Origin of the sequence: Paenibacillus auburnensis (genome assembly GCF_927798115.1) — a bacterium.
Taxonomy (GTDB): Bacteria; Bacillota; Bacilli; order Paenibacillales; family Paenibacillaceae; genus Paenibacillus_AQ; species Paenibacillus_AQ auburnensis.
The window spans coordinates 1,441,080-1,457,089 of sequence record NZ_CAKMMG010000001.1; the positions used below are offsets into that span (position 1 = coordinate 1,441,080).

Consider the following 16,010-nt stretch of genomic DNA (forward strand, 5'->3'; position numbering starts at 1 on the left):
AAACGTAATGCTTACTTCTGGGTCAGCTTATAGGCCGCTTCGTACTCTTCCGTAATTTTGGTACCACCCGAATCCTTCCAGGTCTGTACCGCCTTCTTGAAGTCCGCTTCGTTCGCTTGTCCCATAATGTATTTGAACGTTGCATCAGTGATGATCTTCGCCAGCTCGGTTCCTTGTTCATTGTTCGTGGCTGAGTCCAGCGGAACGGTAGGATCAAGAACGGCAAACTTGTCATTTTCGCGGATCAGCTCATTTGCCAGCTGCTTCTCAGGGTTGGCATCCTTAAGCGTATATGCAATTTCGCTTGGTCTGCTGGAGGAGAAAGGCTGAACATCGGCCTGCCATAGCTCGGTATTCAGAACCTTATAAGCGCCGTTCTCATCATATTCATAGTGCGTGCCTTCAATACCGCCGGTCATCAGCATAAATGCCTCTTCATCGATCAGGTCATTGACGAATTGCAGCAGCCGTTTCAGCTCCGCTTCGGTTTTGACTTCCGATTTCGGGAATGCCATCAGACCTCCGACCCCGCTGCCTTCTGACCAGATGTGATACTGTCCGTCACCGTTTGATATTTTGTTAACCGGCACGAGTTCAAGACCTTCCTGCAGATCCTGCGCCAGCGTTCTCAGGCTGGAGATATCGACCATACCGGTGTAAATCCCGGTTTTGCCCTGGGCGAACTGCTGCTGCTGGTCGGTTTTGGCGGTAACAGCAAAGTCCTGGGCCAAGTATCCGTTTTCATATAGCTTTTTGGAAAAATTCATCGTATCCATATATTCCTGAGTATCAAATTCCGGTGTGAACTTGCCGCTGTCATCCACTTTCCAGCCGTTCGGTGTGCCGAAGTAGGAACTGAGCGTTTTGAAGCTGCTGTATCTCAGGTCAGATCTGTCGCCGAAGCCGGTCGTATCGTCAATGCCGTTACCGTCCGGGTCATCCTCTGTGAAGGCACGGGCAATTTCATATACCTCATCCAGCGTGGTCGGGACCGGCAGCCCCAGCTTATCCAGCCAGTCTTTGCGGAAAATGAAGCCGGAGCGCGCCAGATTCTTCTGGAATGGAACCCCGTACAGCACCCCTTCGATAGAAGCCGCAGCCCGGATTTCCGGAGCGATTTTGGCCAGATTGTCGTAGTCGTCGATATAAGGGCCGACATCCCAGAACAAACCCGATTTCAGGGAGCTTCTCACCGAGGAGTTCGTCATCATGGTCAAGGTTACGATATCGGCAAGCTCGCCGGAAGCCAGCGCTGTAGTGATCCGCTCTTCCTTGGACGCGTCGGGCACCCAGTTGAAGGTGAGCTTCGTATTGGTGTATTCCTCAAGCAGCTTCTTAATAGTGTCTGTAGGAGGTGAAGCCGTGTGCAGGATATTCAGCCAGGTTATCTCCAGGGGCTTAGATTCATCCGCTACAGCAGCATTCTTAGCCGTTTCTTTATCTCCGCCACATCCCGATAACACTGTGGTAAGTAAGGTAACACTTGCAAGTAGACTGACCCATCTTTTTGTCATAACACTTCTCCTTTGAATAAGTTAGTAGATTCGTAGACACTGCCTAATATACGCCATCTTCGCCCATCTTCTTAGCCAGCCTGTTGGAGGCCATAACCAGGATGAGACCGACCACACCTTTGAACAGCCCTACCGTGGTGCTGAAGCTTAATTGTCCGTTCTTCAAGCCCGCCGTATAAATGTAGGTGTCAAAAATTTCGGCTACTTCGCGGTTAAGCGAGTTGAGCAGCAGATACATATGTTCAAAGCCAAGATCCAGCGTGCTGCCGATTTTGAGAATCAGCAGGGTAATGATGACTGGACGGATGGCCGGCAGTGTCACATGCCATGTTTTGCGCAGACGGGCAGCGCCGTCCATTTCCGCAGCTTCATATAGCTGAGGGTCAACTACGGTAATGGCAGCCAGATAAATGATGGTGGACCAGCCGAGCTCTTTCCAGATGATCTGCCCGATATAGATCGTGCGCAGCCATTCCGGTGAGGTCAGGAAGCTGATTTTTTTGCCGCCGAGACTGGCGATTAATTCATTAATGACGCCGCCGTCCACAGTCAGGAATACATAGGTAATCGAAACGATGATAACCCATGACATGAAGTGGGGGATGTAGACAATCGTCTGAATCCAGTTTTTCAGGTGGCGGTTCCTAAGCTCATTCAACATTAACGCCACGATAATCGGCAGCGGGAAGAAAAGCACAATGTTCATAGCGAACAATATCAGTGTGTTGCGCAGCAGCATCATAAAGGTAGGTTCGGTGAACAGCCGGATGAAATGCTTGAACCCGACCCAATCGCTGCCCGTGATTCCGAGGAACGGCTGATAATCCTGAAACGCAATCACCAGCCCACCCATGGGCATGTACTTAAATACGATGAAATACAGCAGCCCGGGCAATATCATCAGATATAAGAGCTTGTATTTCTTTACTGCAGTCAGGACCGCTGCGCTTTTCCTCTTTTCCAGGTGCAGATTTGCTGGTGCGGTGATACTTGAAACTTTCACTTGTCAGCCTCCTTTGGTCATTCGGGGATTACGTCCTCTAGACTAAGGAATTCCAGAGATTACGTATATAATCATTATGTGATTAACATGTCCCGGACCCTTTTGGCTGCAGTGTTTGCGCTTTCTTGACCTCCTGTGATGATTACAGCCGAAGATAATGATTATGTGCTGATTCAGGCCTTTTCCAGGTCTGCACAGTGAACACCTCATGCCCGGATTATATACGTAATTTGGCCCTCTTGTTACGATTGAGAGGTAACCGATTACGAGGAGGATATGAAATGAACCACAGCACACGAAGAAAAGAATCGCTCGGCAGCCGCGTATTTTCGATTGCGAACGCCACCCTATTGATTCTGATCGCTCTTGCCTGTCTCTTACCTTTTGTAAACATTATCGCCAGCTCCTTCGCGACCACCCAGGAAGTGATTGCGAAAAAATTCATTCTGTTCCCGACTACCTTTTCACTGGACGCCTACCGCTATATCCTATCAACTCCGACGATCTTTAAAGGTCTGGGCGTGTCCATAAGTGTCACCATTGTGGGTACGATTGTAAGTATGATCCTGACCGCACTGATGGCCTATGGCTTGTCCAGAAGGTATCTGCCGCTCCGCAACACCATTAACTTCATTGTCGTGTTCTCCATGCTGTTCAGCGGCGGGATGATCCCTACCTTTCTCGTTGTCAAATCAGTCGGGCTTATCAACTCCTACTGGTCCCTGGTTTTCCCGGTAGCGATCAATGCCTTCAATATGATTATCATGCGTAACTTCTTCCAGGCACTACCGGACAGTCTGGAGGAATCAGCCAAGATTGACGGAAGCAATGACTTTGGAATTTTCCTGAAAATCATGCTGCCGCTGGCCCTGCCGTCCATTGCGACCATCTCCCTGTTCTATGCCGTAGCGTACTGGAACACGTACATGAACGCCATTCTCTACATTAATGATTCGGTAAAATGGCCGATTCAGGTGCTGCTCCGCCAGATTGTTATCGTCTCCAGCGGGATGCAGGCTGAGGGAACATCCGTCGATATTGTGCCGCCGGCGCAGACGATCAAAATGGCAGTCATTGTCGTTGCCACGGTGCCTATGCTGATCGCCTATCCTTTCGTCCAGAAGCACTTCACCAAGGGTGCCCTGATGGGAGCTGTAAAGGGTTAGGACCTTTGCACACATTAGTTCAATGTATATAGTTATAAAGAAACGGTATCGCCTTAACCTAAGGACGGTACCGTTTCTTTTGTATCTGGCTGCCCGGTGAAACTGTGCTGATCATTTTGCCTGCTGCAATTTATTTTATGCCCCCTGCTGCAGCTTGCGGTAAGTGCCCGGTGTCACCTGTTCTTTCTTACGGAAGGAGCGGATGAAATTCTGCGGGTTATGATACTGCAGACGCTCGGCAATCTCTTTGATCGTCATATCTGTCTCCGAAAGCCACTTCTTCGCCATCTCCAGCCGGTAGTTCATCAGATACTCACTGAACGCTGTTCCGTATTCTTTTTTGAAGATGCTGCTCAGATAATTCGGATTATAATGCAGCCGCTCGCCGATGCTCTCCAGCGTAAGCTCGCAGTCATATTCGGCAGCAACGATGGCGGTGATTTTATCGGACAGGCAGCGGAATTGCTTGCTCATCTTCTCTTTCATGGTATAGGTCATCGGATAGATAACCTCCTGGACCAGCAGGCGTTCGATCTCTTCCGGATTGCGGATATCCAGTACCCGGTGGTACAGCTTATTGTTGTCCTGGGTCAGCAGGACCTGGATGCCCAGATGCTGCTCCAGCTGAATCAGGTTGTTCACCAGACGCACCAGCATGACCTCAAAGTTCAGCGTGCTTTTGTTCTTGCCGATCAGCTGGGCCAGGAAAGGATAGAGCGCCTCGGCAACCTGCTCCTTATCCCCCAGGCGGATGGCGTTGAACAGCTGTGATTCCAGTTCCGCCGGATAGTGGAGCAAGACCGGACCGGAAACGACCATGGAGATATCTTCATAAAAGATGATCGATTCCTTGCCGAGATTCAGACGCTGATGCAGCGCCTGTTTGCCCATCTCACAGGCCTCCTTGCTCTCCAGCAAATCTGTATAAGACTTGCTGATGCCGATGCTGATCGGGACCTTGAGATAATTCCTCACCGCCTTCAGCAGTGCAGTCGCATAATCCAGCAGCTCTTTGTTCAGCTCCTGCTCGCTCTGCTCCCGGAAGGTTAGGATCGTAGCCTGGGTATCATCATTCAGAATGATGGGCAGCATCCGCATCTGCTTCGGAATGACTTCCTCTACCATTTTGTTGATCGCCAGCAGCAAGATGTCCCTATTCGTGGTCCCTTGCTCACCCAGGCTGTCCAGCTGAATCAGCATTGCGGCATACTTCCCGGTCCCGTTAGGCGCATAACCAAACCGTTGCAGGTTCTTTTCCAGCACCTCCGGGGTGACTCGGCCCCTGAACAGGTTAAGAATCAGCTGGGTCTCCAGCTGCGGCATTTCCGCTTCAATCAAGCTCTCAAGCGACTGCTTCTCTGAAAGAATGGTATCGATGGAATGCATAATGTACTCGATCTCATTCTTGGCGGTATCCGCCTGAGGGACGATGGACAGGCTCCGCTTAATCTGCTGGATAGGCTTCGTAAAATATAGCGCGATTAAATAAGCTACAATCCATATCAGGAGAATCGACAGCAGCCCCAGGGCATACAGTCCGTACTTTGTCATTTTGAGCGTGCCGGCAATCTCGTCCTGGTCTAGCACCGTGAGATAAATCCAGTTATTATAGGAGGACTTGGCATACAGCAGCTGAAGGGGACGCGTGTCCCCTGCCTCCAGCTTGACTTTGCCATTCTCTTCGCCGGAGGCAATCGTTCCGCTGAGCTCCTGGAACTGCCCGGCAGTCAGACTTTCCGCTCCCGGCCCGGATTGATACAGCAGCTCTCCTGATTTATTGAGGATATAGACCTGTGAGCTCTCCTCGGTCTTGATAATGTTATCCAGCGTATATTTCGAAATATCGGATAACGCGATCGCCTGCTTTTTACTGGAGAACACCGGAAGCGTGTTGACGAAGCGGATGCCATTGTCGGTCTTGATCCAGAACAAGCTCTGATCCTGATTGTCGATATACTTCTCACGCAGCTGCTCCACATCCGCCTCAGTCAGGCTGGTTAGCCGCTCATTCATGATCTGCCAGTTCTGTTCCAGACTGATCAGGGAATATTCCGTGCCCTCCGCAGTCATGGAAGCGATATAATTCAGCTGCGAATTGACGTTACGGTAAGCCACAAAGTCTTGAATGGTTATCGGATTCGTAACCACCTCCTGAAAGGAGCTCGTTGTACTATAGGTGTTGAAAGCGTACTCAATACTCTGGATCTTATGCTCCAGGTTGTTCTTAATCTGCTCAATATAGCTTTGTTTGCTGCTTGAGAACTGACTGTCTACGGATTGGATCGTACTGATATAGATATAGCTGCCGAAGCTGGCAACCAGCCCTACACCAAGGATGAGGATCGGAATAAAAATCCCGTAAAACATTCTTCCTTTTCTCATAGCGTTGCCCCTTTAGTTTATACTCCATGCTAATAATTATAGCGCTTTCATAGTGTGGATTCCATGATTTTTTTAACGTGTGCATCAAATTACACCTCCCATATCCTGTCTGCCTGCTCTTATTGGTAACGTTAACAATCGAGGCCTATGCTTCTCTTAATCGGGAATGACGCCTTATCAATATTGGCTTCATCCGATCAAGAAAATTGCAGTTCATCACTTAAAGACTCCAGAATTCCCATTAAATCCAGCGACTGCTTGCTCTTTACTAATGAAGACTTATAGAATTCAGACAAATTTATTGTTAACGTGTTCTCTCTTAATAGACAAGCGTAAAATTCGTATATATCAGCCAATTCATCCATTATATTATTATATAGACGTTATATAACAATCGTTTCCTAAGTCTATAAAAAGCAGCAAAGCCGCGGCTTCTCCTGTTATCGGAGAACCGCGGCTTCATCTATAAGTCAGCTTCAGGATACCAGAATATCAATCTTCTAGGCGCTATACTCCGCTTCCTCGTCCCTTGATGGAGCCTCGCCGTGCATCTGCTTGAGCAGCTTCTTCATCATAATCGAGCCTTTCACCTTCGTGTGCAGGCAGGGTGAGACTTCGATCGAATATTGTCTCCGGTTTATCGCTGCTCTCAATTCCTCTACAGTGGAGCATTCCAGCTCCAACCGGTTCACGACACTGCCGTATTGCAGGCATTGGTGGCTGTCACTGCCGGCAATGACAGGAACCCCAAGTCTATGGGCAAACGGCTCAATCAGTGCCCGGTAAGTGTCTGCCCCCTGCATATAAATATCTTTAGCATTCAGATCAAAAGCGTCCAGCCGGGCCAGCAGCTGCGGATCCAGATGGTGCAGGGGCGTAGAGGTACGGAACGGATGGGCACCGATTTTCCATAAACCGTAGCGGTCCGCAAGATCCAGCAGCTCCTCAAAAGGGATGAACTCCCCTTCCCGTGTGTGTCCCTCCAGCGCGGAACGGACAGACAGGATGTCCTCCTTCAGCCCGATCAGCAGAATATGGCCGGTCTCGGAAATATCCACTTCCATCCCGGGAAAAATGCGGAGGCCATCCGCCTCATAATAGTGGCCGTTGTAGGGGTAGAGCCTATCCAGTGTCTCATACATTCCGAAGAAATTCGATGTATTGAAATGCTCGGTCAGCGCCAGTGCCTGCAGCCCGTTCGCCACAGCCTCGCTGACCATTTGGCGGAAATATTCTACGGAGAAATCGGATTTTTTCGACAGCTTGCCATGGGTGTGCAGATCTATATTCATAAGCGGAGACACTCCTTAGTTCCTTGGATTAGTAGATTAGATTGGGAAACACGGTTCCCAAAGGAAACAGCAAGCCGACATATACAGCGGAGAATGCGGCGAACAGCCAGTCTCTGCGCTGCATCACCAGGTAGGACAGGCGCAGCTTTTTGACCTGCGGATTATTGACCGCATAGGTGTAGCCTCTGGTCTCAAGCGCTTCTACGGTGGTCCGCGAGCGTTTGGCCGTATTCAGCATCAGCGGATAAAAGACTAGCACGAGAATCCGCAAATAATAGGCAGCGGTACGCATATAGAGGAATCCGTGCTTGAGCGGCCTTTGGCCTCTAAGCCTGAACGAGAGCAGGATCTGATGAAATTCCTCCAGCAGCGTAGGCAGAATGCGGTATCCGTAAGACAGGCTGAAGGCAAAAGCATCCGGGACACCCAGTGCGGACAGTCCGTCGCTAAGCCGTTCGGGGTCGAGACTGGAAAAGACGGTAATGCTCGCCAGTGAAATAACGGAGAGCTTGAGCGTAAGCGTCAGCATCGGCAGCAGCGATTCCGCCCCTCCCCCAAAAAAGAGCGACAGCAGAAACATCCAGCCAATCTGGCTGACCAGACCCAGACAGAGGATAAACACAATGTAGGGGCTGACCCGTGAGAGTACCGTAGTTACCACCATAAATACAAACATGCCAAGCAGAATGGTCCGGTTATACACAAACCATGGGGTTACAGCAAAGAACAAATACCAGATCAGCAGCATCCGCGGATCAAGCCTGCCGAGAAAAGTACTGCTGCTGTTATAGGCTGTGCCCAGCAGCTCCAGCTTGATCTGCTCCACCGATATGCGGTTCAGCGCCCGTTTAACGGCTTCCACCATGTACAAGCTCCTCCTTCCTCCATTCGGATCGGGCAACGAACTCCTCCAGGCTGCAGCAGATCTGCGGCAGCTCCAGCAGCCGGCTCATTTCCATCAGCTGGGTTTCAGCCAGTCCGGCACGCCGCAGCAGCTGCCCGTCGGAGAAGATTTCTTCCTTGTTGCCGTCGGCAAGGATTCTCCCTTCACTCATGACGATAATCCGGCTGGCCCATTCGGCCACCAGCGCCATATCGTGTGTCGCAATGACAACCGTCTCCACGTGACCGCGCAGAGCCTGCAGCACCCGGGTCATCTCCTGCTTCGTTGATATGTCCAGATTGGCCGTTGGCTCATCCAGCAGCATGACTACCGGACGGACAGCAGCGCCAATCGCCAGCGACACCCGGCGCTGCTGCCCTCCGCTGAGCAGCCGGGCATCCCGCCCGGCCAGCTCCTGGAGGCGGAAGGCCTCCAGCATAGCCTCTACTCTTTCGTCCTTATCCTTTAGCCCTCTGGCCTTCAGATAATAAGCGATCTCTCCGCGGACCGAATCATCGATGAACATATCCTCAGGGTTCTGGAATACGTAAGAAGCGATGCCTGCCAGCCGTTCCGGCGGCAGGCCGTTGACGGTGATCCCCTTAACCTTCACCGTGCCACCGGTAGGAGCGGTAATTCCGGCAATCAGCTTCATGAGCGAGGATTTGCCTGCCCCGTTATTGCCGATCAGCGCCACACGCTCCCCGGAGAACAGCTCCAGGCTGATTCCGTTCAGCACCGGATGAAGCGTTTTGTGGATCGTCCGGTAAGACAGCCGGATATGCTCCATTTCTACAACCGGCTTCACCTCAGATGGAGTAGAATGTAAGTCCTTTATCTGTGGCTGCGCCAACGTTTCCTGGATATCCGACAGAGACAAGCGGCGCGTGAAGCAGCGCTGTCCCTCCTCGCTGCTCAGCGGATATACAGCTGCAGTCTGTCGGTCCGGCTGCAGCAGCCAAGCTGCCCGGGTGACATCGGGCGGATAGATGCTGAGGCTCAGCAGCTCGTCTACTGAGCTTAGTGCTTCGCGCACCGGCTTCTGCCAGCGCAGCCTCCCCGCATCCATCAGCACCACCGTGCGGCAGTACTCCGCAATGAACTCGGCATGATGCTCGATGACGACAACCGTCTTGCCGTGCTGCTCGTTCAGCCGGCGCAGAATGTCATAAATCTGCCGGGCATGCTGCGGATCAAGCTGGGCCACCGGCTCGTCGATGACAAGAATGTCCGGGTCCATGGCCAGCGCTCCGGCTAATGCCAGCAGATGCTTCTGCCCTCCGCTAAGCTGCCAGATAAATTCACGGCCCATGCCGTGAAGCCCTGTCAGCTCCAGTGCCCGCATTCCCCGTTCCCGGTAATCAAGCAGCCCGTAATTCAGCGGTGTAAAGCACACATCATCCATCACCGTCGGACGAACCAGCTGATTCTCAAAGTCCTGGTAGACATAGCCGATATGCCTGGACAGCTCGCTGACGCTTTTCCCCTCCGCAGACTCTCCGAGCAGCATAACTTCCCCCTCGAAATCGCCGGTGTAGTAATGCGGGATCAGACCGTTGAAGCATTTGCACAGCGTCGATTTGCCCGAGCCGTTGCTACCGATGACCGCGACGAAATCCCCCTTCTTGAGGCTGAAGGATACCTCCTGCAGCACCGGCACCTCTGCGCCGGGATAGGTGAAGGATACATTCTTCAGTTCCAGTGCCACCTTATCCATCCAGCTGCCCCGCTTCCTGCCGCCTGCGCGAGGCACGGCGCAGGGTGAAGACGATAGCCAGTGCCGCAATCAGCGCCGCAGCCAGCATACTGACCCAGATCAGACTGGCTTCATGGGATTCTGCTCCCGGCAGCTCGAACTCGCCGATACTCCAGCCCGATTCCGACAGCAGCTCTGCGCCAAGGGCTACAAGGGCAAGTACAATTCCGCCGCCCAGCAGCTTAGGAGACAGCCGGTTTCCGCCGCCTGATGCATACTGCATATTCCGTTCGCGCGGCTTCATGCCAAGCAGCGGCTCGATTTTGCCATACAGGCGCGGCACCAGATACATGGTCGGAAGCAGCGCGAACAGTATACCCGAAAACAGCACATCGTTCAGGAATCCGACACCCTCGATAATCACAATACTTTCCGCCAGGCCTTTAACTGCTTCGAGTTCCTCCACACCGACCCACACCTTAACAATGTCGATCACAGAGCTGCAGAACTGGTGAATCGCTACCCCGCTGATCGCCGCAATCCCGACCTGTCTGCGGTTCTTCGGATCGGATACCATCCGGCCAGCGATATACATTGCCAGTGAGAAGGTTATGAATTTCTCCAGCTCCCCCAGCCCGCCAAACTGGCCCAGCATCAGTTCGCCGAAGATGACTTCGCCGACCGCCGCCCCCACGGCAGCATACAGCGGATGAAACAACATGCACAGCGTCAGCGGAATGAAAGCGAAATACTCAACCGACAGCTCAACCGGCCCCAGCTGCACACTCGGGATCAGCTCCGTGAACATGTTGGACAATCCGTAGAGTGACATGGACAGCACAAAAATCATCATTTTCTGCGACTGGGTAAGGGTGTAGCGCGTTTTCAAGGTACTCATTACTTCGTAGCCCCCTTCAGGAATTTAACTTAAGTATAGGGAGAGCATGTCAGGGCAGCTTTTTCCGTTTGTTAAGAGGGTGTAATCTTTTTTCCATGATTTTTAACGCTGTAAAAATATTTACATCATACTGGCAGGCTATAGTGGAGAAGCATCATTATGTTCAGGAGGTCAACAGCCTATGTACAAGGATTGGAACCGCCGGCCATTCTCGCCGAACCAGCGGGTCATTGCCGATTTTATTCAAAAAAACGAGCTGCGCGTCCTCTATATGACCGAGCAGGAAATGGCTGACGAGCTGCATATAAGCATCGCTTCAGTGTCACGGTTCTGGAAAGCGGCGGGCTACCGGCATGCCAAGGATTTCAAAAACAGCCTGCGCTTCCGTTTCGAATCCACCCCTTCAGAGAAAATGCGCGATGCCATGCAGCGGACCGGCGGCAGCTCCCTGCCGCAAATGCTGCTGGAGGTTGCTTCCCATCACCTGCAGGAAACCAGCCGCTATCTGAATGAAACGCTGCTGCAGCGCGCAGTGGAAGCTTTATCCAGCGCGAAGCATATTTACATCTATAGCCCCGGCCCCTGCGTGGGTCTTGCTGAGCTGATGGCCTACCGGATGGCCAGATATGGTCTCAACCTGAAACGGATGGCGCCAAGCGGCCATGAGCTCATGGAAGCCCTAATGCATGCCGGCAAAAAAGATGTCGTGCTGGTGTTCGGTTTTGTCCAGCTTTTGCCGGAGACGGAGGTCATTCTCGACTATGCACGCGAAGCGGGCTATCTCGTCATCCTGATTACCGACAGGCTGGTCTATCCCCGCTCGCAGGATGCCGATATTGTGCTCTACGCAGGGCGCGGTGAGGTGTGGGAATTTCATTCGATGGTCGGACCGACCTATATCATCGAGAACCTGATTCTCGGCGTGGGTCTCCTCAACAAGGACAGCAGTCTGCGCAAGCTCGAGAAGCTTCAGAAACTGCGGGCACAGTATGGTAGTAAGCTCCCCCGGAGCTGATCATAATTACAGCAAAAAGACGCCTAACGCAGGATTTCCTGTCCTGACGTAGGCGTCTTTCTTTAAACTTATCTCTGTGTTCATTCACATATGCTGAAGCTTACAGTTCCAAACTTGCTCCATATTCCAGCGCAATTCCTTTAATCCCTTCCTGGCCCAGGGCGTCAACAAAGCTGGCCACATCCTGGCGGATTGGCGGGAAAGTGTTGTAATGAACAGGGAGCACCTGCTTGGCGTTCAGCCATTTGGCAGCAATCAGCGCATGCTCCGGCCCCATCGTGAAATGTCCGCCCATTGGAAGAATGGCCAGGTCGATGTTATACAGCTCGCCGAACATTTTCATGTCACTGAACAGCCCGGTGTCTCCCGCATGCAGAACGGTCTTGCCTTCCGCTTCAATAATAAATCCGGCAGGCATACCGCCGTAAATGATCTGCTGCTGGTCATTCAGTGTTATACCGCTGGTGTGGAACGCATGAATCATCGTCGCCTTAGCGAATCCGAGATCCACCGTCCCCCCGATGTTCATCCCGATCGTCTGCGCACCCTTCCACCCGATATAAGCAGCCAGTTCGACGGTAGCAACCACCGGAACATTATTGCTGATCGCAATCGGCGCCGCATCCAGAATGTGATCCATATGCGAGTGAGTCAGCAGTACCGCATCTGTCTTGATGTCCTCAGGCTTCGTTACCGCAGCCGGGTTGCCGCTAATAAAGGGATCGATAATCAGCGACTTGCCGCCTACCTCAATCTGTACACAGGAATGGCCGTGGAAAATGATCTTCATTCGTTATCTCTCCCTTTCTTCTCATGAATAATGGACTTACCGTGCAAAGGCATAAAGTTTACGTTACAATGACAGGGTGAGTATTGTGATATCCGCTGCAGTCCTGTAGGCATTCAACAATGGATTTCATCAATATACTTATTTTTATCACGAACGTATACTTTTATAATATATTGAACATCACTTCCTGTCAAGAGAGGCGTGAGGACTATTGCTGTCCGTTGAAAAAACTATGCTCTTCCTACTGTCCCGTGTGGACCAGATGGGCGCCCAGCAATTCGTGGAAATCTACGAACAAAGAGGGTATACCTCTACCTATATCCGAAACAGCTTGTCCCGCCTGAAAAAAGAGGGCTACATCGCCTCACCTGCCCGTTCCTTATATCAAATCACGGATAATGGACGCTCCTACATCAAATCCATTAACAGCAAACCTGCCCGTTATCATCAAAAGTGGGACCACACCTGGGATGTCGTCATGCTGGAAGTGCCTGAGCACGAACGCAAAAAGCGCGATGCCTTTCGTGCGGCGATTCTGCAGCTTGGCTTCGGACTGCTATATAACAGCGTCTACATCTCTCCTTGGAATTATCGCCAGGAAGTGACAGAGTATATTCAGAGTCTGGGGCTTACAGACAACGTATCCATCCTTCGCGGAGAGTTCGCAGAGGGCTCGATTACCCCGGCCAAAGCCTGGACCATCTGGCAGCTCGACAAAGTGGAAGCAGTGTATCAGGAGAAATGGCGCTGGTCGCAGACCGAGTTCGTTCCTCTTGTAGACGAGGCTGTACGCGACGGGCAGGCATTACGCCTGTTTCTGCTGTACCTGGAAATCGGCGAAACCCTGAGCGGACTGTTTATGGTTGACCCCTCGCTGCCGGATGAACTGCTGCCTGCGGACTGGTCCGGTAAAACCGTTCTCGCTGAGCTACAGGCACAATCGCGCAGACTCGCCGAGGCGATCCCCCGTGATTCCTTCTATGCGCTGTTCACATAGCAATTTCTATACTAGTTATCACCATACACAAGAAAAAAAGGGGCAGCCTCTCTCAGGCTGTCCCTTCTATATTTATTCTAGTCTTGCCGCATGCCCGTAGCCAGCAGCTCCTTAACCGCTTCGAGACTGCTAAGTGGTGCACGGCAGGCAAAATTCCGGCATTCATACGCCGTTGCCCGGCCATCCACCGCCGGTTTATCAGCCAGATGAGGCAGCAGGCGATGCAAAGTCTCACCTTCAATGCCGGACCAGTTAACGATCAGTGAAGCATCCGGCAGGTAGGCCTGCTGAACCTGAGCCAGCATTCCATGCAGCGCCGGATCCTCCGGCTTCCCGGACAGCACCCATTCACGGCCGCCGGAGATCAGCGCCAGATGGGCCTGCAGATACATCGCATATCCCGGCGGATATTCTGCAGCCGCAGAGGCCAGTACCTGTGCGGTTCGCTCGGCAACCGCCTTCAGCTCCACATCCTGCGAGATCACCGACAGCTTCAGCAGCTGCTTCGCCGCCACCGAATTCCCGGACGGAAGCGCTCCGTCATACAACTCCTTGGAGCGGATCGGCAGCTCTTCGCCGTCGCGGCCGGTGAAGAAGAAACCGCCGCCTTCCTCGTCGATGAACAGCTCAAGCAGCCCATCCTTAAGCTGCAAAGCCCGCTCCAGGTGCACAGCCTGACCTGTAGCTTCATACAGCTCAGTCAATCCCCAGATCAGGAAGGCATAATCATCCACATACGCCGGAATCGCAGATTCCCCGTCACGGTAGCGGGCCAGCAGCCGGCCATCCTCACGGCGGCGGAGGTTGTCCCAGATGAAGTCTGCCGCCGCTGCTGCAGCTTTGGCGTACTCCGGTTTCTGCAGCGCTTTGGCCCCTTTGGCCAGCGCCGCGATCATCAGGCCGTTCCAGGAGGTCAGCACTTTATCATCCTTGGACGGATGAATCCGCTGCTCCCGGTAAGCGAACAGCTTCTCACGCCATTCCTCCATCCGCGTCTTCAGGCCAAGCGGATTCATGCCCGTACGTTCTGCCATATCCTCCGGCAGCTCTTGCAGCAGATTCGGAATATTGGCTCCCTCAAAATTGCCTTCAGGCGTAATTCCGTACACATGGCAGTAGGAATGCATATCCTCCAGACCCAGCGCTTCCTCAATCTGTTCGCGGGTGAAGACATAGAACTTCCCTTCCACCCCTTCGGAATCCGCATCCTCAGCACAATAAAATGCACCCTCCGGTGAAGTCATATCCCGCCGTACATACGTAAAGATCTGCTCGGCAATCTCCGCATACAGCGGCTTCCCGGTAATCTGGAAAGCTTCCAGATAGGCGATGGCCAGCAGCGCGTTATCATAGAGCATTTTCTCAAAATGTGGCACCAGCCACTCCCGGTCTGTGGAGTAACGGGAGAACCCGAACCCTACGTGGTCATACATCCCGCCGCGGTACATCGCATCCAGCGTCTTCTCCACCATCCGCAGCGCTTCCGGCTGCTGGTAGGCCTGGCTGTACGCCAGCAGGAACGACAGGTTATGCGGCGATGGGAACTTCGGCGCATTGCCGAACCCGCCGTATTCCTCGTCGAACTGGCGTCTGTACAGCTCAAAAGCCTCATGCAGCAGCTCTTCGCCCGGCGCAGCACCGCCGCTTACACCGGCAAGCTGCGCATTCTTGCGGTCCAGCGACTGGAGATCCGCCAGCAGCTCGTCACCGAGCTTACTCAGCGCATCGCCATCCTGCTCCCACTTCGCATGGATCTGCCCCAGCACATCCATCAGCCCGATCCGCCCGAACATCTGCCGTTTCGGGAAATACGTCCCTGCATAGAACGGCTTCTTATCCGGTGTCAGCAGCACAGTCAGCGGCCACCCGCCGCTCCCGGTCAGTGCCTGACACACCGACATATACAGCGCATCAATATCCGGCCGCTCCTCGCGGTCGACCTTGATTGCAATATAGTTATCATTAAGTAGCTGCGCGACCTCCGCATCCTCGAAGGATTCGCGCTCCATTACGTGACACCAATGACAAGTTGAATAGCCGACTGAAAGGAAAATCGGCTTGTTCTCGGACTGCGCCTTGGCAAAGGCCTCGTCTCCCCATGGATACCAGTCCACGGGATTGTGGGCGTGCTGCAATAAATATGGGGACTTTTCGTTTATCAATCGGTTAGGCTGTTTGCCTTCTTTAATCTCCATTTATGTAGCCTCCTTATGCGGAATGTGCCATTGTTAGTATTACCCGTTGAATGGCAAAAAGACACCAACAAGGGCTAGTGCCTCGGTTTACCCTTTCTCTTTATCTTTGCAGGTTGAAGATATTGTTTTTCACCTTCATTCATATAAATCGTTTTTTTATCGTATCGGTTCGCTTATGT

12 protein-coding genes are annotated in these 16,010 nt (G+C 52.5%); 3 read left to right on the forward strand and 9 right to left on the reverse strand.

What is annotated here, in order from left to right; all coding sequences use genetic code 11:
- Nucleotides 1-11: 11 nt before the first annotated feature.
- Both L6H70_RS06650 and L6H70_RS06655 read right to left on the reverse strand, forming a co-directional pair.
- Nucleotides 12-1,514, reverse strand: coding sequence for an extracellular solute-binding protein (locus L6H70_RS06650; RefSeq protein WP_236331155.1), 1,503 nt, complete (start codon nucleotides 1,512-1,514; stop codon nucleotides 12-14).
- Between the two features lie 43 nt (nucleotides 1,515-1,557).
- Nucleotides 1,558-2,415 (reverse strand): ABC transporter permease, encoded by an 858-nt coding sequence (locus tag L6H70_RS06655; RefSeq protein ID WP_236333176.1) that lies wholly within the window; start codon nucleotides 2,413-2,415, stop codon nucleotides 1,558-1,560.
- 383 nt (nucleotides 2,416-2,798) lie between these two features.
- Between L6H70_RS06655 and L6H70_RS06660 the strand changes: the two genes are divergently transcribed.
- Entirely contained in the window at nucleotides 2,799-3,683 is an 885-nt protein-coding gene (locus L6H70_RS06660) for a carbohydrate ABC transporter permease (RefSeq protein WP_236331156.1), read from the forward strand.
- Nucleotides 3,684-3,818: 135 nt separating this feature from the next.
- On the opposite strand, the gene L6H70_RS06665 is transcribed toward L6H70_RS06660, so the two are convergent.
- The 5 genes from L6H70_RS06665 to L6H70_RS06685 all read right to left on the reverse strand — a co-directional run bounded on the left by L6H70_RS06665 (nucleotide 3,819) and on the right by L6H70_RS06685 (nucleotide 10,834).
- A complete protein-coding gene (locus L6H70_RS06665; protein WP_236331159.1) occupies nucleotides 3,819-6,065 on the reverse strand; it encodes an AraC family transcriptional regulator in 2,247 nt (748 codons plus the stop codon).
- Between the two features lie 500 nt (nucleotides 6,066-6,565).
- On the reverse strand, nucleotides 6,566-7,357 hold the full coding sequence (locus L6H70_RS06670; protein WP_236331162.1) for a PHP domain-containing protein: 792 nt from the start codon (nucleotides 7,355-7,357) through the stop codon (nucleotides 6,566-6,568).
- Between the two features lie 28 nt (nucleotides 7,358-7,385).
- Nucleotides 7,386-8,222 (reverse strand): energy-coupling factor transporter transmembrane component T family protein, encoded by an 837-nt coding sequence (locus L6H70_RS06675; protein WP_341482705.1) that lies wholly within the window; start codon nucleotides 8,220-8,222, stop codon nucleotides 7,386-7,388.
- On the reverse strand, nucleotides 8,206-9,957 hold the full coding sequence (locus L6H70_RS06680; RefSeq protein ID WP_236331165.1) for an ABC transporter ATP-binding protein: 1,752 nt from the start codon (nucleotides 9,955-9,957) through the stop codon (nucleotides 8,206-8,208). The genes L6H70_RS06675 and L6H70_RS06680 overlap by 17 nt, the downstream gene beginning before the upstream one ends.
- Nucleotides 9,950-10,834 carry a DUF8171 family membrane protein gene (locus L6H70_RS06685; protein ID WP_236331168.1) on the reverse strand — a complete coding sequence of 295 codons (885 nt, stop codon included), beginning with the start codon at nucleotides 10,832-10,834 and terminating at the stop codon, nucleotides 9,950-9,952. The genes L6H70_RS06680 and L6H70_RS06685 overlap by 8 nt, the downstream gene beginning before the upstream one ends.
- Nucleotides 10,835-11,015: 181 nt before the next feature.
- Here L6H70_RS06685 and L6H70_RS06690 point away from each other — a divergent pair, with 181 nt between their 5' ends.
- The gene (locus L6H70_RS06690) at nucleotides 11,016-11,849 is read left to right on the forward strand and encodes a MurR/RpiR family transcriptional regulator (RefSeq protein WP_236331171.1); all 834 of its coding nucleotides are present in this window, start codon (nucleotides 11,016-11,018) and stop codon (nucleotides 11,847-11,849) included.
- Between the two features lie 100 nt (nucleotides 11,850-11,949).
- Here the strand turns inward: L6H70_RS06690 and L6H70_RS06695 are convergent, their stop codons facing one another.
- Nucleotides 11,950-12,639, reverse strand: coding sequence for a metal-dependent hydrolase (locus L6H70_RS06695; RefSeq protein WP_236331173.1), 690 nt, complete (start codon nucleotides 12,637-12,639; stop codon nucleotides 11,950-11,952).
- 262 nt (nucleotides 12,640-12,901) lie between these two features.
- On the opposite strand from L6H70_RS06695, the gene L6H70_RS06700 reads away from it, so the two are divergent.
- A complete protein-coding gene (locus L6H70_RS06700) occupies nucleotides 12,902-13,636 on the forward strand; it encodes a PaaX family transcriptional regulator C-terminal domain-containing protein (RefSeq protein ID WP_236333179.1) in 735 nt (244 codons plus the stop codon).
- A gap of 77 nt (nucleotides 13,637-13,713) precedes the next feature.
- Here L6H70_RS06700 and L6H70_RS06705 read toward each other — a convergent pair whose 3' ends face one another.
- Nucleotides 13,714-15,825 (reverse strand): thioredoxin domain-containing protein, encoded by a 2,112-nt coding sequence (locus tag L6H70_RS06705; protein WP_423802808.1) that lies wholly within the window; start codon nucleotides 15,823-15,825, stop codon nucleotides 13,714-13,716.
- Nucleotides 15,826-16,010: the final 185 nt, after the last annotated feature.